Consider the following 21,479-nt stretch of genomic DNA (forward strand, 5'->3'; position numbering starts at 1 on the left):
CAGATTTCTGTCTTATTTTAAACTTCGTAGGGTCGATGAAAGGGTTACGCACTATATATATGCTATTATTAGGTTTCCTAATATTAACCTCTTGTTCTGAAAATCAAGACTTTGATCAAATAGATGAGCTGGCCATTGTTCCTAGTTATGAAGCTAGTATTTTTTACGTAAAGGCTCAAGAGACTTTGATCAATAGAGTATCCGGACTCAATTTTTTTACCCAAGATTTTAATTTTGATGCGTTTGAAGAACCTTTTTTTACTGAGAGGGTAAAATCCGGTGTGTTAACCTATGAGCTGGAAAATACAACAAGTAAACCTATTGAAATAAGACTTGAATTTTTAGATGTAAATGAAAAGGTTATAGATACCGAAGTGTTTAGTATGGATCCGGCACCAACTTCTGTTTTAAGCAGAGATGTGGCATACGGTCCAACAGGTAAAAGTTTGGATATCATTAGAACAACATCTAAAATAAGATTGACTGCTGTTAATTTAGGGGATAATAGCAGTGAATCCGATATTCCAGACTCGGCAATAGAGCTTCGTTCTAGTGCACAATTTACATTAGAACTGCAATGAGATTCAACCATTGCCTTTTTGTTGTTGCTATTTGTTTTGTAGTGGGTGTCAGAGCTCAAAATAAACAACTGCTCTATGATTTTAACGAAATACCTCAATCACTTTCCTTAAACCCTGGTGTTGAATCAGATTTTAAATGGTTTGCAGGTGTACCCTTGCTATCCGGTATTTCCGGTAATTTTGGGTCTAACGGTATTTCTGTTCATGACCTCTTTGCAGATGATGGTTTGGACGTTAATGTAAAATTTAGGGAGCGTGCCTTAAATAGTCTTGGTCCAAGAGATGAGTTTAGCACAACAGTTCAATTAGAATATCTTACGGGCGGTTTTAGAGGTAGAAATCCTAATTACTTCTTTTCTATTGGAGGGTATTTGGAAATGGATAATATTACTTACTGGCCCCAAGACTACGCTTTTTTAGTTTTTGACGGCAATGCAGGGCAGCTAGGGAGACGTTATAATTTAGGAGACCTAAAAACCCGTGGGTCTTTGGTAAACGTTTTACATTTTGGGATAAACAAAAAGGTAGACCGTTATTTAACCATAGGTGCTAGGGGAAAAATTTATTCTGGTATTGTGGATTACAGTTCAACGCGTAACAGTGGGTCCTTAAGAAACATAGAAGGTCAGAATAATATTATATCATCAACCTTAAATGCCGATCTGCTTTTACAGACCTCTGGTTTTCAAGATTTGGATAATGCAAGCGATGATGATTTACTTACCAATGAAATTATAAATAGGGCGCTTTTTGGTGGAGACTTAGGTGTAGGAATTGATGTTGGGTTTACTTACCATTTGAGTGAAAGAACTACGGTAACAGGAAGTTTGTTAGATCTAGGTTTTATATACCATTCTAGTGATCCTAAAAGTTATAGTTTAGAAGGAAATACCACTGTTGAAGGTATAGAGATAGATATTTTAGAAAATTTTGCCAGTCTGGATAGGGATTTTTGGCAAGATTTGGTAGATGAAGTTGAAGCTGCTGTGCCATTTGATACAAATACTAAAAACTATATCACTTTTAGACCAACAAAGCTATATGCCTCTATTAGAAATGATTTTGGAGAACCTGTTGGCAATAGTGGACTGCAGAATTGTGATTGTACGGCGGGATCTTCTGGTGGAGGAGAATTGAGAACAAAGTATAGAAATTCTTTTGGGGGACAATTCTATATGATCAATAGGCCAAGGGGACCACAAATGGCTTTAACTGGGTTTTATACACGTAGAATAGGTAATATTTTGGCATTTAAGGGTACTTATACTGTAGATAAATTTAGTTATACTAATTTAGGCTTAGGGATGAATCTACAGGCCGGACCCGTTAATTTTTACATAATGGCAGACAACTTATTATCTTATAATAATATAGCCGATAGTAACTATGCCTCTTTTCAGTTTGGTTTAAATATCATTTCATGGGGTAGTGGAAAATAGTTCATCTTCTTACCTCTATTTTATTTTTTTGGCATGCTTTTTTCATATATTACATTGAATTTAAATTTTATGTCGTTTTGAAAACAGTTATTACAATTCTTCTTACATTCATTGGGTATGCAACTTTTGCCCAAGCAAACTTGGACGATTACAAGTATATTATTGTTCCAAAAAAGTTTGATGCTTTCAAGAACATGAACGAGCATCAAACAAGTACATTGATAAAATACCTTTTTACGGGTAAAGGTTTTACCACAGTATATGACGATCAATTACCGGAAGATTTAAAATTCAACAGATGTTTAGGTGTAATTGCTGATCTGCAAGATGATAGTACTATGTTTTCTACCAAAACGATCATCAATTTGATTGATTGTAATGACAACATTGTGTACAGTAGTATGCAGGGCATTAGTAAAGAAAAGCAATATAAAGTAGCCTACAATGAAGCTGTTAGGGAATCTATGCGTTCATTTAATGGAATGAATTATTCATACAGTGGTAAAAATGAAAAGAATGAGGCTATTACTGTTAGTTACAAAAATGATGTTAAAAAGTTGGACCCATCTTCTGCCAAAAAGGTAATAGAAGCAGAAAAAGAAATGGCAGATATGCCGGTTAAAAAAGAAGCTACCGTTGTTTCAGAAGAAACTGAGAAAACACAGTATTATAAAGATCGTACTCCCGTAGCATCTAATATTAAAAAGGCGGTAATGGATAAGCCGGCTCTTAAGAGTTTAGAGGTTAATAAGTCTGCAATTAAAGATATTTGGTATGCACAAGCTACTGAAACCGGATATCAATTGGTAGATAGTTCGCCTAAAGTGAGAATGAATTTAATGAACAGTTCTACGGAAAATGTTTTTATGGCAAAGACCGATTCTAAGAATGGTATGGTTTACCAAAAAGATGGTACTTGGGTTTTTGAATATTATGAAAACGATACTTTGGTTAAAGAAGAACTGAATATTAAGTTCTAAAAATCATACTTGTCTTTCCATCTGTTCTTTAGAAAATCGCTAAGGTTTTTTTCTCTCGCATTGTTACCAGGTTTGTAAAATGTAGTACCGGTAATTTCATCCGGTAAAAATTCTGCATTCACAAAATTGTTCTGGTAATCATGGGCATATTTATATTCTTGACCATAACCAAGATCTTTCATTAGCTTTGTAGGTGCATTTCTTAAAGGTAGAGGAACAGATAGGTTACCTGTTTGCTTAACTGTCTGTTGTGCTTTGCCTATTGCCATATAACTGGCATTACTCTTTGCCGACGTTGCTAAATAGATAGCGCATTGGCTAAGTATTATACGTGCTTCTGGATAACCTATAGTTGTAACCGCCTGAAAAGTGGTGTTCGCCATGACCAAAGCCGTAGGGTTTGCCAAACCAATATCCTCAGAGGCAGAGATGAGCATTCTACGCGCAATGAATTTAATATCTTCACCACCTTCTATCAAACGAGCCAACCAATATACTGCTCCATTAGGGTCACTACCGCGTATAGATTTAATAAATGCAGAAACAATATCATAATGCTGCTCTCCTGTCTTATCGTATAATACGGTGTTTTTCTGAACCTTGGAAAGTACCAATTCATCGGTGATAACAACGGTGTCGCTTTCTTCAGAATTAACTACCAATTCAAAAACATTTAATAGTTTTCTGCCATCGCCTCCAGATATTCGTAATAAAGCTTCGGTTTCCTTAAGGTCTATTTTTTTAGACTTTAATATCGAATCCTTCTCCATTGCCCTTTTGATGAGGTTTTCCAAGTCGGTTTTTCCAAAGGCATTTAAAATATATACTTGGCAACGAGAGAGTAAAGCGGGTATTACTTCAAAACTAGGATTTTCGGTAGTGGCACCAATTAATGTGACCCAACCTTTTTCTACGGCCGCTAAAAGTGAATCCTGTTGAGACTTACTAAAACGGTGTATCTCATCAATAAACAAAATCGGATTTTTTGCAGTGAATAGACCACCGGCTTGTTTAGCTTTATCAATAACTTCGCGTATGTCCTTAACTCCGCTATTAATAGCACTAAGAACATAAAAAGGTCTTTTGCTTTCTTCCGCTATGATATTGGCCAAAGTTGTTTTTCCTGTGCCAGGAGGTCCCCATAAAATTAAAGAGGGAATAAAACCCTTTTTAATTTGATGCGTAAGCGAGCCTTTCTCACCCACCAAATGGTGTTGACTAATATATTCGTCTAATGTTTTAGGGCGTACACGTTCAGCTAAAGGTTCGTTCATATTACAAAAATATGATAATCTTAAAAGAGATTATAAAGTTAATAGCCAATTGATCGTTAAGTAAGTATTGAAATGACAATATGACCAATTAGTATAGATTGGTAGTATAATTGTAATTTATATAATAAAAAGTAGCCTATGTCAGAAATGGCACATTTTAAGTTTTCCAATAATGTTGTTGCCGTACCACTTTTGGCAATGATTATGATATGGGCGGTATTCTGGGTAGAACTTTCCTTAGGTGTTAATTTTAATGAACTTGGGGTAATGCCAAGAACATTAACCGGTTTACGTGGCATAGTATTTAGTCCGTTCATTCACGGGTCTCTAGAACACTTGTATAACAATACCATACCCTTGGCAATATTGCTCTCGGCACTAATGTATTTTTATGGAAGTGTGGCTTGGAAAGTCATTTTTTATGGCATTCTTTTATCTGGCTTTATGACTTGGGTCATAGGTAGAACATCTTATCATATTGGTGCAAGCGGACTTATTTATGTTTTAGCCAGTTTCATATTCTTTAAAGGAATTTTTAGCTCATACTTTAGACTTGTAGCACTTTCTTTAATTGTAGTCTTTATTTATGGTAGTATGCTTTGGTATTTATTCCCGGTTAAAGAAGGTATGTCATGGGAAGGGCATTTAGCCGGTTTTATTACCGGTTTGTTTTTAGCGAAAGTAGTTAAAGCACATATTCCTAAAACAACTAAGTTTGATTGGGAAAAAGATGATTACAATGAAGATGACGACCTTTTTTTACAACATTTTGATGAAAATGGAAATTTTAGGGAGTTGCCAAAAGACGATGCTGAAGTCAATGAAGAAACACTGAAAATCAACTACATCTATAAAGATAACGTTGATGATAAAAGTAGTGAAGTATGAAAATTATAGACGTTGGCGAACAGCTTCATATAAAAATACTGCACATGCCACGGACACATTTAGTGATCCAATTTCTCCTAATAAAGGAAGTTTGGCCTTATAATCTGAAGCCTTTAAAATTGATGGTGTAATACCACGGTCTTCCGCTCCCATTACTATGGCAACAGAATCTTTGAAGGGTACATCATAAACGGAGTCATCTGTTTTTTCTGTAGCCGATACAACTTTTATTCCCGATGCTTGTAAATAAAACACAGCATCTTTTAAGTGGTCAACCTTTGCAATGGGAACTTTATAGGCAGCCCCGGCACTGGTCTTTATAGTATCTGCCGTAACAGGAGCAGCACCTTTCTTTTGAACGATAATACCATCAACACCGGTACATTCCGCTGTTCTAATAATAGCACCAAAATTGCGAACATCAGAAAGTTGGTCTAACAATAGAAATAGGGCAGGGCCCTCTTTTTCGCTTGCTTTTTCTACTAAATCTTCAAGGGTATGAAATGAAATAGGGGAGATATTGGCAACGGCACCTTGGTGATTGTTTTTGGTAAGTCTATTTAATTTTTCAACAGGTACGTATACCATATTGATTTCATTACGTCGCAATAAACCTTCCAATTCTTTCATAAGATCTCCCTTAAGACCTTTTTGTAGAAATACCTTATCTATTTCCTCATTTGAGTTAACAGCTTCTATGATGGCTCTTAAGCCATAAATTTGAGTGGTTTTTTGCATGGAGCAAAGGTAAATAAAAACCGCCCAACTATTGTTGGGCGGTCATTAATCTTAAGATTTAAATTTTAACTGTTTAAATAGTCAAAAACTTTTGCTAAATCTCGCTCGTTCTTAATATTTAGATTGTTCTCCTTTAAAAAGATTTTTAAATCTTCTCTTTTAGAGGCATCTATTAATTTTAAAAGCTTTTTATTTTTTTGAGGTATCTGATCAATTCTATTTACCCCATCTTTTTGAAAATAATATTCTGTAAATTTAGTAAACCTACTAGGAACTGCTGCTACAAATGAATTTTGTGCAGGTTGACCTTCGGTAAATTTAACAAGTGTTCTTTGGTACAAATCGTAAGTACTTCCTTTTTGTAGCAAGGTTAAATAGCCATTTATAGTTTCATTTTTTTCAGTAACAAAAGTTTTGAAACTTAAAGATTTTGCATTGATAAGTAAACTAACTTCCTTGTCCTTAACTAAGGCTTTGTACGGTTCGTCTTCAGAAGAGGTTTTTTTAATTTCTATTTCTTCGTTCAAAGCATTGTACCTGTAATAAATATTACCAACAACTTCGTCATTATATTTTAAGATGGTTGGGGCAAACGTATTGGATGTGTAGGGTGAGCCTTGAAATTTATCCAAGTCTATTTCTCTTCTTTTTTGGTAGGCTTCATTAACTGGCCCTAAGAAGTTGGCTATAGCAGCACCAGCGGCCGCATTTTGACTAGCTCCTCCCATATTTGTTGGTACTTGGCCAGAATATTGAGCTTGTAAAGTTGTACTAACTATTGCTGTAATAGCTAACATTAAAATTTTTCTCATGGTATGGTTGTTTAAGATGTTTAATTTAGATATTTTTTTTAAACATCTTATAGTCAGTATGTTTAATTTTTTGTTAATTCGAAAGTTCTCAATTTATCGTTGTTTAAACCTGCAACAACTATCGTCTTTTCGTTGAATTTTAATGATTCCATACTTTTTACATTTCCTCTAAGATACATACCTGTTTTTCCTATGGAGGTGGTAGTATATCCATCTTTTCCGTTGGAAATTAATGCCAAACCGGTTATGGCATCAAGCCTTGGAGTTTCAACCTCTGTTTCATAGATGTTACCAGATAGTACGCAATCTTCAAAACCATCGTTGTTCAGGTCAAACAATAAAATTGCTAAAGTGGGAAATAATTGAGATTCATTAGGTAAGGTAACTTTTTCAAAAGTATTATTTCCTTGGTTCACCAATATTATGGAGTTAAAGTCTGTAGCTTCGCTTGTGTACGCATCTTTAAGTTTTTCTCCATAAATATCCTCCATAGTTGCATGTGCGAAATCATTATAGGTTGAAAATTTTTCTTTGATAAAAGGCATTTGCTGAGATGAACATTCTCTACCTCTAACAGGAACATAAGTTTCATGGTATTTCTTACTTAACACAACGTCGTTTATTCCATTATTATCAAAATCAGTTGCAAATATTTTAAATGGTTTTTCTTCACTGGCAGTAAACTTTATATTTCTACCTACATTACCTACTATATAATCTTTGTTACCGTCATTGTTAATATCGGTTTCTTTTATTTTAAACCACCATCCTTTAGTCTTTAGCACTGAGTTTTCTGATGATAGACGTTGAAATTTTCCATTTTTGTTCTCAAACATACCAATTGGCGTCCATTCCCCCACGGCAATAAAATCCTGCCATCCGTCATTGTTGAAGTCTGTTGTGATAATACTATTGATCAGTCCAAAATTCTCTAATTCCGGGGCAATGGTATTTGTCACATTTTTTAAAACACCATTATCGTTTTCATATAATATGGATGCACTGAATTTTGGATAGTTGTGTGGTATGATTCTATTACCTACTAAAATATCGTTATCGCCATCTTTATCAAAATCCAATATGGTTACAGATTTACCACTTTTTGGAAAAGATTGTAAAATTGGTGTGTCACATTTTTCAAAATTTCCTTTTCCGTCGTTTATATATAGTCTATCTGCATAATATGAGGAGCTTTCTCCATATTCGTTACCACCACTAACTACATATAGGTCCAGATCGTCATCATTATCAAAATCAAAAAATACGGATTCGGCATCCTCCTTTTCCTTGTCTAATTCAAAAGATTGCTGTGGGTTCTTGATAAAACCATTTTCAGTTTGTAAAAATAAGGTACCTGTTTGCCTAGAGCCTCCACCAACATAAATATCTTCTTTACCATCACCATTGACATCCGCTTTAGCTATAAATGGACCAGTGTTAGACTGTTTGTAGGGTAGTAGAATTTCTTGTTCAAAATCGTCGTATGTTGTTTCTTGGTGACTGTAATTCAAGTTAAAATCAGTAGCGTTTTTTTGAGAAAAAAATGAGTTAAACGCTAGTGAAGATTTCACGTTTGGTACTACTGCTTTATCTTCGGAGAACGTTATAAATGAGTTGGCTTTTATATTGTATTTGTATGATATTTTTCCACTAAGCCATTCTACCTTAACTGTGTCAATGACGGTTGTTGTACCAATACCAAAATGGGCAGCGTTTTCTTGTGAAGACATGTACCCTCTAACTCTTTTTATCTCATTAAATTGCTGTTTTTCAGCATATGAAATGGTTACTTTGGCAAAAGATTCGGGTGTAGAAGCCGAAGTGGTAACTTTCAAGAAATTGCCTAATTGGTTTTCAACCGTGTTATTTTTGTATACCAACGCTAGTTGGTCAATATTGTTGATCACTAGGTCTAAATCACCGTCGTTGTCAAAATCAGCTTGTGCGGCACCATTGCTAAAGGTAAGTTCATTTAATCCCCACTCAGTACTTACTTCTTGAAATTCTAAGTTTCCGTTATTTTGATACATTAAATTGCTAAGACTTTCAGAAGGCATTTCATTGTAAAGTTGTTGCTTTAAATTAATGGGTATGTTTCCTCTATATTTTATTTTGGCGTTATATACTTTGTTCTGAAAATCATTATCTAATGCATACTTGCGGTAACCGTTGGTAATGAATACATCTTTTGTGCCATCGTTATTATAGTCCGACATTAAAACAGACCAGCTCCAATCAGAGCTCGCCATACCGGTTAATTGTGAGATGTTGGAATAATGGTTTTTACCTTGATTAAGCTGTAAGGAGTTGAACATGTATTGATGTTGAAATCCGGCTGTTTTTGTTAAGAAGTCGAATCTCTCTGTACTCATAGATGCCATAAGGGTTTTAGCCCTAAAATGGTCGTTCGAAGCCATATCTAATACAAATATATCTTGTAAGTTGTCATTGTTGATATCGCCAATGTCCAAGCCCATACCGTAAAATGAAATTTGTTGTGTTAATTGATTGACTTGGTTTGTGAATTTGCCTTTTTGATTATTGATGTATATAGCATCGGGCAGGTAGTAATCACTTGAAAGGTAAATGTCCAAATAACCATCGGAATTTATATCGGATACACAAAGACCTAGACCGAATATCGGGTTTTCTAGTCCTACTTCTTTTGTGACATCTACATATTTGCCATTGACATTTTTGTAAAAATGGCTGCTATTGAAATACTTAGATTCTTTGGTGGTATTTACTGTTTTTAATAGGGATATTGGGTCTAAACCATATAATTCGTTTTCGTTCATGACTATGCAATCTAAGTCACCGTCGTTGTCATAATCGAAAAATGCAGTTTGTGTAGAAATTCCTGGATCGTTTAAACCATACTCTGTGGCACTTTCCGTAAAAGTTAAGTCTTGGTTATTAATATATAAGAGGTTGTTTCTATTACTTCTATTGTTAGGACCGCCCTGTGATACATATATATCTTGCCACCCATCATTGTTAATGTCTACGAAAGTAACACCGTTGCACCATTTTTTATTAATGTTGATACCGGCGGTAGAGGAGATGTCTTCAAACTTAAAATTCCCTTTATTTAGATATAATTTATTGTCAACCTGATTTCCGGAAAAGAAAATATCTAATAAACCGTCATTATTAATATCTTCCACGCCTACGCCAGCCCCATTGTAGAAATAATCAAAATTAAAAACGTTTTCATAAGTTTCAACATTCTCAATTAAGTTATTGCTAAAGTCTATAGCACTATGTTCACTGGTGATTTTTTCAAAAATTTTTGTTGTTTCTTTTTTATTTACAGCAATTTCATTTGAGTTGCTATTTGTTTGTTCAGAGCACGAGTGCATTATTAGGAGTAATGACAAAATTAGAATTTTCGTCATTTTTTTTATTCTATTGAACTCTAATACAAATTTCATAAGGGGAAGTTATATGTTGTTGTAAACAAAATAGCTGCCTTAATTTTTAAATAAGGCAGCTATATTAATGAATGAAATATTATTTAAGACTACCCTCCACAGATATTCAATGTTTGAACACCTACAGCTGGCGTTGGGCCGTCAGAAAGGGCTAATTCTCCAGTTGGCGCAATAATTTCATAAGTAATTTCACCATCCCAGTCACCTGAAGAAAATGCTAAAGTAAATTCAGCTGTTCCCTCTGGTACTGTAAATGTTTGAGAACCGGCAGCTCCACTATCAAGAGTGTAAGATGTTTCAACACCATCAATAACAACATCAATAGAAGCTCCGTTCCATCCATCACCATAACTATCTTCCATTTCAATAGTGTACTCACCTGCAACTGGTGCTGGAGGGATACATTTTATGATAGGAGCATAGAAATAAGGTGCATTAAAGAAAGAACCTGTAATTGTACCTGTACTATCATCATTGGTAAAGGTTCTTCCGTCAGTTAAAGTTAAAATTAAACGGAATTGAATAGCGTCTCCACCGTCAAAATCACCTTCAACTAAACCTAGTTGAGAAAGTGCGTTAGCTAAAGTGGTTTCATAACTAGCTCTAGGTAAACCAAATTCACCATCTGTAAAATCTGCAGGTAAGAAAGTTTCAATTAGAATTTCGTCTACAGTGGAATCACCATTAGCTTCAGTATTATCTTCAAAGCTAATATATAGATCTACTTTCTCCAAAAGATCACCATCTTCGTAATCTTGCTCTTCAAATGTAAACCCATAGGTAGTTGAAGTATCAAAACGATCAAAAATACCGTCTGCTTCAATTGTTCTAAGAACTGCACCTCTAGTTGTTTCGTCAAAAACAGTGTCAATAACTTTGTCACCATCATCACATGATGATATTAGTAGCGTAGAAACACCTAGAATAGCGCCTAATATTTTATTGTTTATTTTCATTTTCTTATTTTTTAGTTAGCAGATGGGAATGCTGGTCCGGCTGGATTTGTATCCCAAAATACTTGAGTTGATAAATCTGATTTCTGCGATACATTTGAGTTTGTAATAACCTCTGTCTGAGGATACAAAAATGATCTTGGGAAAGCACCTGGATTTAACTCCCAGTTTGGAGCCAATGTAGTAGGGAAGCCAGTTCTTCTATAATAGTTATATGCTTCAACACCACCACCGTAAAGTGCTATCCAGTATTGTTCAGATAAAATATTCATTTGATCATCTCCTGTTGCCGCTAGGTAATCCGCAACCGTATCTTCGATGTAAGTAGTTACTTCATCATCAGAAGGGGCTACAGATAAATCTGCACCAGAATCCAATGATCCAAAACTTTGAACTTTAGCTATAGACTTGGTCATTGCAGACTCTAAGAAAGTTGCTTTTTCAGCTGCAGATGAAGCCATTTCAGCTTGCCAGAAATCAACATAAGATGCTAAGATGATCGGCTCTATACCGCCACCTCCGCCACCAAGGCCAAGACCTACAACATCAAAGCTGCTATCGTCAAAACGACCTCCTGCAGGGTAAACACCTACAGCCGTTCTTTGGAAACCATCTGGAGGAGTACCTTCATTGTTACCATGAGATCTACCCCAGTATCCGTTAGGTACGGAACAATAGATGAAACCGTCATAATGTGCCGGTGGTGTAGCTAAAGAACAAGCTAATAGCTCTTCATTGGCTGGTTCACCCGCTGCACCAGGAGTAGCGCTTTCTTGACGATAGAAATAATATCTGATTCTAGGATCGTTTTTCACCATCATGTTGTTCATTAACCAATTATTTTGGTAAATGTTTGCACCACTAGTGGTGTAATCATCTTGATAATCTGGGTGACGTGTATCTGGTTGTAATTCTCTAGTTCCATATTGCCATTGAAAATCATCTGCAGAATCAGCAATATATTCACCTCCAGCAATTATAGAATTAAATGTACTTGTGTCACCGGTAGTAACAGCAGCTTTTAATCTAATGGTGTTAATTAATTTAATCCAATTTTCAGTATCACCACCATAAAAGAAATCTTCTCCACCTTGGGTAGAAGGGTCAGCTGCAAATAATGCTTCTGCTTCGCTTAAAAGAGCTAACGCTCCTGTATAAACATCTTGACCATCATCTAACATAGGAGCAGGGAAATCTACTGGATTACCTGCTTCACTCAATGTCGCTTTACCAAGATAATCAACTAACAATAAAAGCATATGAGCTTTTAGCGTTTGACCTACCGCAATATGGAAAGAGTAATCAATATCACTTTCAGCATCTATAGTTTGCAAGTTGTCAACATTAGGGAAAATACCTAGGTCAACTGCAGTGCTAAAAACATCACCATTTCCATCTGTACTACTGTACAAACGTTCCCAGATGTCATCAAACGTATCACCAGGGTATGTGTTAAAGTAGTTACGACCAAGCATGTAATCAATTCTAGTTAATTCAGAACCAATATCATTTATTGTATACATGTTAGCAACATATGCTAATTGAATTGAATTCAATAATAGGTTAGGATCTGCTTGATCAGCAGCAAGATCATTAGGGCTAGTCCTAAGATCTAGATCTGTTGTTTCACAAGAGTTGAATAACACTCCAGCTGCAAAAACAACGGTTATATATTTAATTATTTTTTTCATAATATTTCTATTAATTAAGATTAGCAATTTTTAAAAGGTTGCTTTAATACTAACTCCATATCTTCTAGAACTAGGACCGTTGATAAAGTCAAAACCTTGAGAGTTACCAACACCAGCACCTTGAATGTTTGGATCGAAGTTAGCTCCATCTGGTGTGTTGTAAGCATCATACCAAAGGTTAAATCCTTGGGCAGTGATCGTCAATGAACCGAAAGGAGTTCTTTCTAATGCTTTTGCAGGGAAAGTGTATCCTAAAGAAAGTTCTTGTAAACGTACTACAGAAGCATCATATACTTTTAATTCTGTAGGTCCGAATAAGATGTTATTGAAGTAGTAAGTAGAGTTATTGATCTGCTTATTGTTTACTTCTCCAGTGCTCTGAGATACACCAGGTAAAATATAAGTGTTCTCTCTATCTAAAGTTTCAGTAATTAAACCTCTACCTAATAATGTACCAATAGTGTTAGAAACTATGTCACCACCTTTGGTATGACTAAATTGAAAACCTAAATTCCAATTCTTGTAAGAAAGAGAGTTTATGATGTTCATAATATAGTCTGGGTTAGGATTTCCAATAATTGGAACATTACCATTAGCATCTACCTCTGTAGTTACATAATCACCACCATCATCAATTAAGAAGTTGCCATCTGCATCTCTTGCAATTGCATCACCTACAATAACACCTAACTGCTCACCTTTAATTGCGGCGTTACCACCAACTGATAAAGTTGAACTACCAGCATAGATAATGATATCTTGCTCTTGCTCAGTTACTATAAATTTATTTTTAGTGAAGTTAGCTCTTGTGTTCCAGTTGAAGTTGTCACCTCTTACCCAGTCAACACCTAAATCTATTTCAATACCATCACCTTCTATTTTACCTACGTTACTTTGCGTGAAAGTAAAACCGGTTGAAGGAGAAAGAGGTTCTCTTACGATTAAGTCTTTTGTAGTTCTGTCAAAATATGTGAAATCTAAAGAAACTCTATTGTTAAAGAATTTAGATTCAAATCCTACTTCAAATTCGGATAATAGCTCAGGTTTTAAGTCAGGATTAGCTTTAAAAGCTGCAACCTGGTTGGTTGTAACTTCACCGCCTTCACCATATACTTGCGTATTTTGCTCAACAACACTAACAGTTGGATAAGCAGTTGGGAAAGTCGCAGACTGTCCTAAACCAGCTCTTAATTTCAAGAAGTTAAGACCTTTTTCAGATTTAATACCAGGCCAAGCAGCAGTAGGTAAGAAAGATGCACTAGCACTTGGATATGTTTGACTGTTGTTTTCTGTAGTTAAGTTAGAAACCCAGTCAGTTCTAGTAGATGCTGTAAGGAATAACATGTTGTCGTAGTCCAAAGTAACCTGTCCTAATAAACCAGCAATATTTCTTTTTTCAGAATATTGAATAGGGGATTGGTTAGAGTAGTTAAAATGTCTCTGTATGTCAAATACAATTTGACCTGTACTAGCAACACCCTGCTGATCAAAAGTTGTAGATCTTGTTGTAGCACCTGCGTTGAATGACAAACCTAATTTTTCAGATAAATCATAATTACCATTAAGGGCTAAATAGTGGTCCCAAATCGTATTATTGTTATCATAGGTATTCAAGAAACCAAATATTGCACTTGTAAATGCAACACCACCCTTATTAGAGTATTGTTCATTTCTTTCGTTATAATAATCTAAACCTGCTCTATAGGTCATGTTTAGGTTATCATTGATGTCATATTGTACAGAAGCATTCCAGAAAACACGTGTTGTTAACTGAGAGTATTTTACGTTATTTTCAGTCCAACGTGGGTTAATGATATCGTTACCATTTCTATAGTATACACTAGAACCATCAATTGGGTTTTGGTAAGGCAATCCTAATAAATCAACACTACGAGGTGTGAAGTAAATGTTTCCAAAAATTGAAAGACCTGTAGTACCATTACCTTCACTCGCTGCAATTGGAGGTGAACTGTAATCTGTTCTCGAGTAGTTCATAGCTCCTGAAACTGTGAATTTATTCGATAATTTAGATCTACCACCTAAAGAAACATTAGCTCTTGTTAAACCGTTTCCAGGTACGAAAGATTCATCATCTAAGTAACCAAAGTTCGCATTAAAGGTCGTATTTCCATCTTCTGATGCACCGTTAATGTTAACAGAAGTAGAGCTTACAGAACCTGGTTTGAAGTAATCTTCTACAGAATCGTAAGGTTTCCAGTCATATCTTGTTCCTTGTAATTCAGGAAAAGCTTCACGAGTAGCAGCAACTGCAGTACTACTATATGGGTGCTCTAAAGTGCCATTTTCGTCAATCGCAGATTGTCTTCCCCAACCTGAAAGGCCGCTTTCTTCAAAACTTGGTCCCCAGTTACTGAAGAACCATCCAAATGCTTGATCAAAACCATTACCATATTCATCTTGATAGTCAGGTAAAGAAGCAAACTCATTAACAAAGTAAGATTGGTTTACTGTGATTTCAGTTTTCTTTTTACCACCTACAGAAGAACCTGCCTTAGTGGTAATCAAAATAACACCATTTTTACCTTGTGAACCATAAAGTGTTGCTGCCGCAAGACCTTTTAATACCTCAATTTTTGCAATGTTGTTTGGGTCTAAATCTAAAAATCTTGAAGAACCAGTGTTACCGGTTAAGAAGTTAGAACCACCACCATTTGTGTCTTGTGCATTAGTATCACTACTAAATGGTACACCATCAACAACAAAAAGGGCCTGGTTACTACCACTAAAGGAACTTAATCCCCTAACAACAACATTCGTTGCAGAACCAGACATACCACCTGCGGAAGTAATCTGTACACCAGATGCTTTACCTGATAATACACGGGCAACATCACCTTCAGCACGTGATTCCAAATCTTCTTCGTCTACAGATGATACTGCGAAACCTAAAGCTTTCTTCTCACGCTTAATACCTTGAGCGGTTACAACTACTTCTTCCAGCGCTTGTGCATCTTCTTCCATTTGCACATTTACTGTACTGCCAGCACCAACCGATTTTCTAACGGCTTTTTGACCAATGTAAGTAAATAATAATGTTTCGCCTTGTGAGGCCATAATGGAATAGTTACCATCGAAATCTGTTTGAGTACCAGTTGTGGTGCCTTCAACTACAATGTTAACCCCGGGCAAAGGAAGCCCTCCCTGATCAGTAACCGTACCGGATACTGTTTTTTGCTGTGCAAAAGAAATATGCACAACTAACGCCAATAGTAGCGTTAACAATCCATTTAGTTTTGTTCTCATTTTTAAATTATTTGAATTAGCTAGCGACAAACTTCACAATAATGTGTTAATAATGCAAGATAATTTTAATAAAACTTTAAGAACTTGTTATAAAATTCGGAGTTACATATTAAACACGATCCATATTTAAAGTTATATAATTCAACACGGTTTTTTTTATCATATTCATAATTCTTCAGAAAAAGTCTAAAAAACCTGCATTTAATTTAAAGTGAAAATTGTATGGGTTTTTACTTGAAGTTTTTAAAATATTAAGACAGTTTTAACCAATGAATTTTGTGTTGAATTCTGTTGAATTGAAAAAAAATAAAAATAAATTCATAATGATTTGAATTTTACCGAAATATGACTACATTTGCCGACCCTTAAAGTAGGGGTAATTTTTATATATTATTATAGTATGCCAACAATATCACAATTAGTACGAATAGGAAGAGAGACGATTACTAAGAAGAGTAAATCGGCTGCTTTGGATTCGTGTCCTCAGAGAAGAGGTGTTTGTACACGTGTTTATACTACCACGCCAAAGAAACCAAATTCAGCTATGAGAAAAGTAGCAAGGGTTAGGTTGACCAATGGTAAGGAAGTAAATGCTTACATACCTGGTGAGGGTCACAATTTGCAAGAGCACTCGATAGTATTAGTAAGAGGCGGAAGAGTTAAGGATTTACCAGGAGTTAGGTATCATATTGTACGTGGTGCATTGGACACAGCAGGTGTGGCCGGTAGAACACAACGTAGATCTAAATATGGTGCAAAACGCCCTAAGAAGTAATTAAACTTGTTTAAAACGAAGTAATGAGAAAAAGACAGGCAAAGAAAAGACCACTTTTACCAGATCCAAGATTTAATGATCAGTTGGTGACGCGTTTCGTCAATATGATGATGTGGGATGGTAAGAAATCAGTTGCTTTTGGTGTTTTTTACGATGCAATAGATATCGTAGATGCTAAAAAGACCGATGAAGAAAAAACAGCTTTAGAGCTTTGGAAGGATGCATTAAGTAATGTTATGCCCCATGTTGAGGTGAGAAGTAGAAGAGTTGGTGGTGCAACATTTCAAATTCCAATGCAGATTAGACCGGACCGTAAGATATCAACTGCTATGAAATGGTTGATTAGTTATGCAAGAAAGCGTAATGAGAAAGGTATGGCGCAAAAGCTAGCTGGAGAAATTTTAGCGGCGGCAAAAGAAGAAGGTGCTGCTGTTAAGAAAAGAGTCGATACGCACAAGATGGCTGAGGCAAACAAAGCATTTTCGCACTTTAGATTCTAAATAGACATGGCAAGAGATTTAAAATTTACAAGAAATATTGGTATTGCAGCTCATATTGATGCTGGAAAAACTACTACTACAGAACGTATTCTTTTTTATACGGGTGTTAGTCATAAAATAGGTGAGGTACATGATGGTGCTGCAACTATGGACTGGATGGAGCAGGAGCAAGAAAGAGGTATTACAATTACTTCTGCTGCAACAACCTGTACATGGAAGTTTCCATTGGAAAATGCTAAGGAATTAGCTGATACTAAAGATTATCACTTTAATATTATTGATACTCCGGGACACGTTGATTTTACCGTTGAGGTAAATCGTTCTTTGCGTGTATTGGATGGTTTGGTATTCCTTTTTAGTGCTGTTGATGGTGTTGAGCCTCAATCAGAGACAAACTGGAGATTGGCGGATAATTACAAAGTTCCAAGAATTGGATTTGTAAACAAAATGGACCGTCAGGGTTCTAACTTCCTTATGGTTTGTAAGCAAGTTAAGGAAATGTTGGGTTCAAATGCAGTTCCTATTGTTTTGCCAATTGGAGAAGAGGCTGATTTTAAAGGAATTGTAGATTTAGCAAAGAATAGGGCTATTGTGTGGCATGATGACAACTTTGGTTCTACTTTCGATGTTATTGATATTCCTGAAGATATGAAAGCAGAGGTTAAGGAGTATAGAGCTGCCTTGATTGAAGCTGTTGCTGAGTATGATGAGGAGTTAATGGAGAAATTCTTCGAGGATGAAGACTCTATTACTGAAGAAGAAGTACATGCTGCTTTAAGAGCGGCTGTTATGGATCGTGCAATTATACCTATGATCTGTGGTTCTTCATTTAAGAATAAAGGTGTTCAGTTTTTGTTGGATGCGGTATGTAGATATTTGCCTTCTCCTGTAGATAAGGACGATATTGCTGGTACTAATCCTGATACTGGCGTTGTTGAAAAGCGTAAGCCAAGTGTAAAGGAGCCTTTTTCTGCACTTGCATTTAAAATTGCTACTGATCCTTTTGTGGGTAGATTGGCATTTTTTAGAACATATTCAGGTCGTCTAGATGCTGGTTCGTATATATTGAATAATAGATCAGGTAAGAAAGAGCGTATCTCTCGTATTTATCAGATGCATTCCAATAAACAAAATGCTATCGATTTTATCGAAGCGGGAGATATTGGTGCGGCTGTTGGTTTTAAGGATATTAAAACCGGTGATACAATGTCGGATGAGAAGCATCCTATTGTTTTGGAGAGTATGGACTTTCCAGAGCCAGTAATCGGTATTGCTGTTGAGCCTAAAACAAAGGCGGATGTTGATAAGTTAGGTATGGCTTTGGCTAAATTGGCTGAAGAGGATCCAACTTTCCAGGTTAAAACGGACGAAGCTTCAGGACAAACTATTATATCTGGTATGGGTGAGCTTCACTTAGATATTATTGTTGACCGTTTAAGAAGAGAGTTTAAGGTAGAGGTTAGTCAAGGTGAGCCTCAAGTTGAATATAAAGAAGCGTTAACAAAAACTGCTGCTCATAGAGAAACTTATAAAAAGCAATCTGGTGGTCGTGGTAAGTTTGGTGACATTGTATTTGAAATGGGACCTGCTGATGATGATTTCGAAGGTGATGGATTGCAGTTTGTTGATGAAATTAAAGGTGGTCGTATTCCAAAAGAATTCATACCATCTGTAGAGAAAGGTTTCCAGATTGCTATGCAAAATGGTCCTTTAGCTGGATATGAAATGGATTCAATGAAAGTTGTACTTAAGGATGGTTCTTTCCACCCTGTGGATTCAGATGCACTTTCGTTTGAATTGGCTGCTAAAATGGGTTACAAAGCTGCGGGTAAAGCTGCCGGTGCTGTAATTATGGAGCCTATAATGAAATTGGAAGTTATTACTCCTGAAGAAAATATGGGTGATATCGTTGGAGATTTAAATAGACGTAGAGGTACTATTGGCGATATGAGTGATAGAGCTGGAGCAAAAGTGGTTAAAGGTACTGTTCCTTTATCTGAAATGTTCGGTTATGTTACTTCATTGAGAACTTTATCTTCAGGTCGTGCAACTTCAACAATGGAATTTTCACATTATGCGGAAACTCCTTCTAATATCTCGGAGGAAGTTATTAAAGCAGCAAAAGGTATAACAGCATAAATTTAGGACATGAGTCAGAAAATTAGAATAAAACTAAAATCTTACGATCATAATTTAGTGGATAAATCTGCTGAGAAGATTGTAAAAACGGTAAAGACTACCGGTGCTGTTGTAACAGGACCAATTCCTTTACCAACGCATAAAAAGATATTTACGGTTTTACGTTCACCTCACGTGAACAAAAAATCTAGAGAGCAATTCCAATTAAGTTCTTACAAGAGATTGTTGGATATTTATAGCTCTTCATCTAAGACTATTGATGCACTTATGAAGTTAGAGCTTCCAAGTGGTGTTGAAGTAGAGATTAAGGTATAATCATCGTCCATCTTTTTTATAGAGTTGGGCTACATGTCCTAAGCTGCGTGCGAGGGAAAAACGGATAAAAATAATTTAGGGTTAAATTATTTTGACCCTATTTTTTTGATAAGAATTTAATAAGTAATAATTAATATAAATAAGTATGTCTGGGTTAATAGGAAAGAAAGTAGGCATGACTAGTATTTTTGACGAGAACGGAAAGAACATTCCTTGTACCGTTATTGAGGCTGGACCATGTGTAGTTACCCAAGTCAGAACCGAAGAGGTAGACGGGTATAGTGCCCTTCAACTTGGTTTCGATGACAAGGCAGAAAATCGTGCTAATAAGGCTGAATTAGGCCATTTTAAAAAAGCAGGTGCTTCTCCTAAGAAAAAAGTCGTTGAGTTTCAAGATTTTGAAGGTGATTTTAAATTAGGTGACACCGTTGGTGTTGATGTTTTTGCTGAAGGACAGTTTGTAGATGTAATAGGTACATCTAAAGGTAAAGGTTTTCAGGGTGTTGTAAAACGTCACGGTTTTGGTGGTGTTGGTCAAGCAACGCACGGTCAGCATAACAGACTTAGAGCTCCAGGTTCTATTGGTGCTGCATCATATCCTGCAAGAGTATTCAAGGGTATGAAAATGGCCGGTAGAATGGGTACGGATCGTGTTACGGTTCAAAACCTTAGAGTTTTAAAAGTAGTTCCAGAAAAAAATCTTTTAGTAGTTAAAGGTTGTGTTCCGGGCCATAAGAATGCTTATGTAACCATACAAAGGTAGATGTAATGAAAGTAGCAGTTTTAGATATTAAAGGAAAAGACACAGGTAGAAAGGCAAACCTTTCTGATGATGTTTTCGCTATAGAGCCTAACGAGCATGCAGTTTACCTTGATGTTAAGCAGTATTTGGCACATCAAAGACAAGGTACGCATAAAGCTAAGGAAAGGGCAGAGATAGCTGGTAGTACAAGAAAGATTAAAAAACAAAAAGGTACAGGTACTGCAAGAGCAGGTAGTATTAAATCGCCGGTATTTAGAGGTGGTGGTAGAATATTTGGTCCTAGACCTAAGGATTATAGCCAAAAGTTGAATAAAAACTTAAAGCGTTTGGCAAGAAAATCTGCATTGACTTTAAAGTCTAAAGAAAATGCAATTTTAGTAGTCGAAGACTTCGATTTTGATACTCCAAAAACTAAAGATTTTGTTGGTGTTTTAAAGACCTTAGGTCTTGAGAATAAAAAGTCTTTAATAGTGTTGGGTGATTCAAATAAAGGTGTATATTTGTCTTCGCGTAATTTTAAAGGGTCAGAAGTTGTAACTAACTCAGAATTAAGTACTTACAAAATTCTTCACGCTAATAGTGTGGTATTGTTAGAGAGCTCTTTAGAGGGAATTGAATCGAATTTAAATAAACAATAATATCATGAGTGTGTTGATAAAACCAATTATAACGGAAAAAATGACTGCTGATAGCGAGTTGAACAACCGTTATGGATTCGTAGTTGACCCTAAGGCTAACAAATTGCAGATTAAAGATGCGGTTGAAGCTACTTATGGTGTTTCTGTGAAGAAGGTTCGTACTATGAATTACGGTCCTTCAAGAAAATCCAGATATACAAAAACTGGTGTGCAACATGGTAAGACGAATGCAATTAAAAAAGCGATCGTTGATGTTGTAGAAGGTGATATTATCGATTTTTACAGTAATCTATAA

Annotated in this window: 18 protein-coding genes; 11 read left to right on the plus strand and 7 right to left on the minus strand. The window is 35.8% G+C overall.

Going from position 1 to position 21,479, the window contains the following annotated elements; translation table 11 throughout:
- Positions 1–59: 59 nt before the first annotated feature.
- The 3 genes from YQ22_RS11695 to YQ22_RS11705 all read left to right on the plus strand — a co-directional run bounded on the left by YQ22_RS11695 (position 60) and on the right by YQ22_RS11705 (position 3,000).
- The gene (locus YQ22_RS11695) at positions 60–581 is read left to right on the plus strand and encodes a hypothetical protein (RefSeq protein ID WP_232231174.1); all 522 of its coding nucleotides are present in this window, start codon (positions 60–62) and stop codon (positions 579–581) included.
- Complete coding sequence (locus YQ22_RS11700) at positions 578–2,020, plus strand: DUF5723 family protein (protein ID WP_071341351.1); 1,443 nt, start codon at positions 578–580, stop codon at positions 2,018–2,020. Before YQ22_RS11695 ends, YQ22_RS11700 begins: the two co-directional genes overlap by 4 nt.
- A gap of 77 nt (positions 2,021–2,097) precedes the next feature.
- Positions 2,098–3,000, plus strand: a complete 903-nt coding sequence (locus YQ22_RS11705; protein WP_071341352.1) for a hypothetical protein — start codon at positions 2,098–2,100, stop codon at positions 2,998–3,000.
- Here the strand turns inward: YQ22_RS11705 and YQ22_RS11710 are convergent.
- The gene (locus tag YQ22_RS11710) at positions 2,997–4,274 is read right to left on the minus strand and encodes a replication-associated recombination protein A (RefSeq protein ID WP_071341353.1); all 1,278 of its coding nucleotides are present in this window, start codon (positions 4,272–4,274) and stop codon (positions 2,997–2,999) included. The two genes, YQ22_RS11705 and YQ22_RS11710, sit on opposite strands and share 4 nt — an antisense overlap.
- Before the next feature lie 138 nt (positions 4,275–4,412).
- Here YQ22_RS11710 and YQ22_RS11715 point away from each other — a divergent pair, with 138 nt between their 5' ends.
- A complete protein-coding gene (locus YQ22_RS11715) occupies positions 4,413–5,162 on the plus strand; it encodes a rhomboid family intramembrane serine protease (protein WP_071341354.1) in 750 nt (249 codons plus the stop codon).
- A gap of 3 nt (positions 5,163–5,165) precedes the next feature.
- Here the strand turns inward: YQ22_RS11715 and rlmB are convergent, their stop codons facing one another.
- The 6 genes from rlmB to YQ22_RS11745 all read right to left on the minus strand — a co-directional run bounded on the left by rlmB (position 5,166) and on the right by YQ22_RS11745 (position 16,054).
- Entirely contained in the window at positions 5,166–5,900 is a 735-nt protein-coding gene (rlmB, locus tag YQ22_RS11720) for a 23S rRNA (guanosine(2251)-2'-O)-methyltransferase RlmB (protein ID WP_071341355.1), read from the minus strand.
- A gap of 65 nt (positions 5,901–5,965) precedes the next feature.
- Positions 5,966–6,712: a hypothetical protein gene (locus tag YQ22_RS11725; protein ID WP_071341356.1), complete on the minus strand. Its 747-nt coding sequence runs from the start codon at positions 6,710–6,712 to the stop codon at positions 5,966–5,968.
- A 62-nt stretch (positions 6,713–6,774) separates the two neighbouring features.
- Positions 6,775–10,146: a VCBS repeat-containing protein gene (locus YQ22_RS11730; RefSeq protein ID WP_083414247.1), complete on the minus strand. Its 3,372-nt coding sequence runs from the start codon at positions 10,144–10,146 to the stop codon at positions 6,775–6,777.
- Positions 10,147–10,235: 89 nt separating this feature from the next.
- Positions 10,236–11,102 carry a hypothetical protein gene (locus tag YQ22_RS11735; RefSeq protein WP_071341358.1) on the minus strand — a complete coding sequence of 289 codons (867 nt, stop codon included), beginning with the start codon at positions 11,100–11,102 and terminating at the stop codon, positions 10,236–10,238.
- Between the two features lie 11 nt (positions 11,103–11,113).
- On the minus strand, positions 11,114–12,790 hold the full coding sequence (locus tag YQ22_RS11740; RefSeq protein ID WP_071341359.1) for a SusD/RagB family nutrient-binding outer membrane lipoprotein: 1,677 nt from the start codon (positions 12,788–12,790) through the stop codon (positions 11,114–11,116).
- Positions 12,791–12,820: 30 nt separating this feature from the next.
- Positions 12,821–16,054: a SusC/RagA family TonB-linked outer membrane protein gene (locus YQ22_RS11745; RefSeq protein ID WP_071341360.1), complete on the minus strand. Its 3,234-nt coding sequence runs from the start codon at positions 16,052–16,054 to the stop codon at positions 12,821–12,823.
- Positions 16,055–16,454: 400 nt separating this feature from the next.
- Between YQ22_RS11745 and rpsL the strand changes: the two genes are divergently transcribed.
- The 7 genes from rpsL (at position 16,455) to rplW (ending at position 21,479) form a co-directional block, all read left to right on the plus strand.
- The gene (rpsL, locus tag YQ22_RS11750; protein ID WP_036152127.1) at positions 16,455–16,829 is read left to right on the plus strand and encodes a 30S ribosomal protein S12; all 375 of its coding nucleotides are present in this window, start codon (positions 16,455–16,457) and stop codon (positions 16,827–16,829) included.
- Positions 16,830–16,852: 23 nt separating this feature from the next.
- Positions 16,853–17,329 (plus strand): 30S ribosomal protein S7, encoded by a 477-nt coding sequence (gene rpsG, locus YQ22_RS11755; RefSeq protein ID WP_027064831.1) that lies wholly within the window; start codon positions 16,853–16,855, stop codon positions 17,327–17,329.
- Positions 17,330–17,335: 6 nt separating this feature from the next.
- Positions 17,336–19,468: an elongation factor G gene (fusA, locus tag YQ22_RS11760; protein WP_058103831.1), complete on the plus strand. Its 2,133-nt coding sequence runs from the start codon at positions 17,336–17,338 to the stop codon at positions 19,466–19,468.
- Positions 19,469–19,477: 9 nt separating this feature from the next.
- The gene (gene rpsJ / locus YQ22_RS11765; protein WP_007094989.1) at positions 19,478–19,783 is read left to right on the plus strand and encodes a 30S ribosomal protein S10; all 306 of its coding nucleotides are present in this window, start codon (positions 19,478–19,480) and stop codon (positions 19,781–19,783) included.
- A gap of 145 nt (positions 19,784–19,928) precedes the next feature.
- Positions 19,929–20,546 carry a 50S ribosomal protein L3 gene (gene rplC, locus YQ22_RS11770; protein WP_058103830.1) on the plus strand — a complete coding sequence of 206 codons (618 nt, stop codon included), beginning with the start codon at positions 19,929–19,931 and terminating at the stop codon, positions 20,544–20,546.
- A 5-nt stretch (positions 20,547–20,551) separates the two neighbouring features.
- Positions 20,552–21,184, plus strand: coding sequence for a 50S ribosomal protein L4 (gene rplD / locus YQ22_RS11775; RefSeq protein WP_071341361.1), 633 nt, complete (start codon positions 20,552–20,554; stop codon positions 21,182–21,184).
- A gap of 4 nt (positions 21,185–21,188) precedes the next feature.
- A complete protein-coding gene (rplW, locus tag YQ22_RS11780) occupies positions 21,189–21,479 on the plus strand; it encodes a 50S ribosomal protein L23 (RefSeq protein ID WP_036152136.1) in 291 nt (96 codons plus the stop codon).

It is taken from the genome of Maribacter sp. 1_2014MBL_MicDiv, from assembly GCF_001865655.1.
Taxonomy (GTDB): domain Bacteria; phylum Bacteroidota; class Bacteroidia; order Flavobacteriales; family Flavobacteriaceae; genus Maribacter; species Maribacter dokdonensis.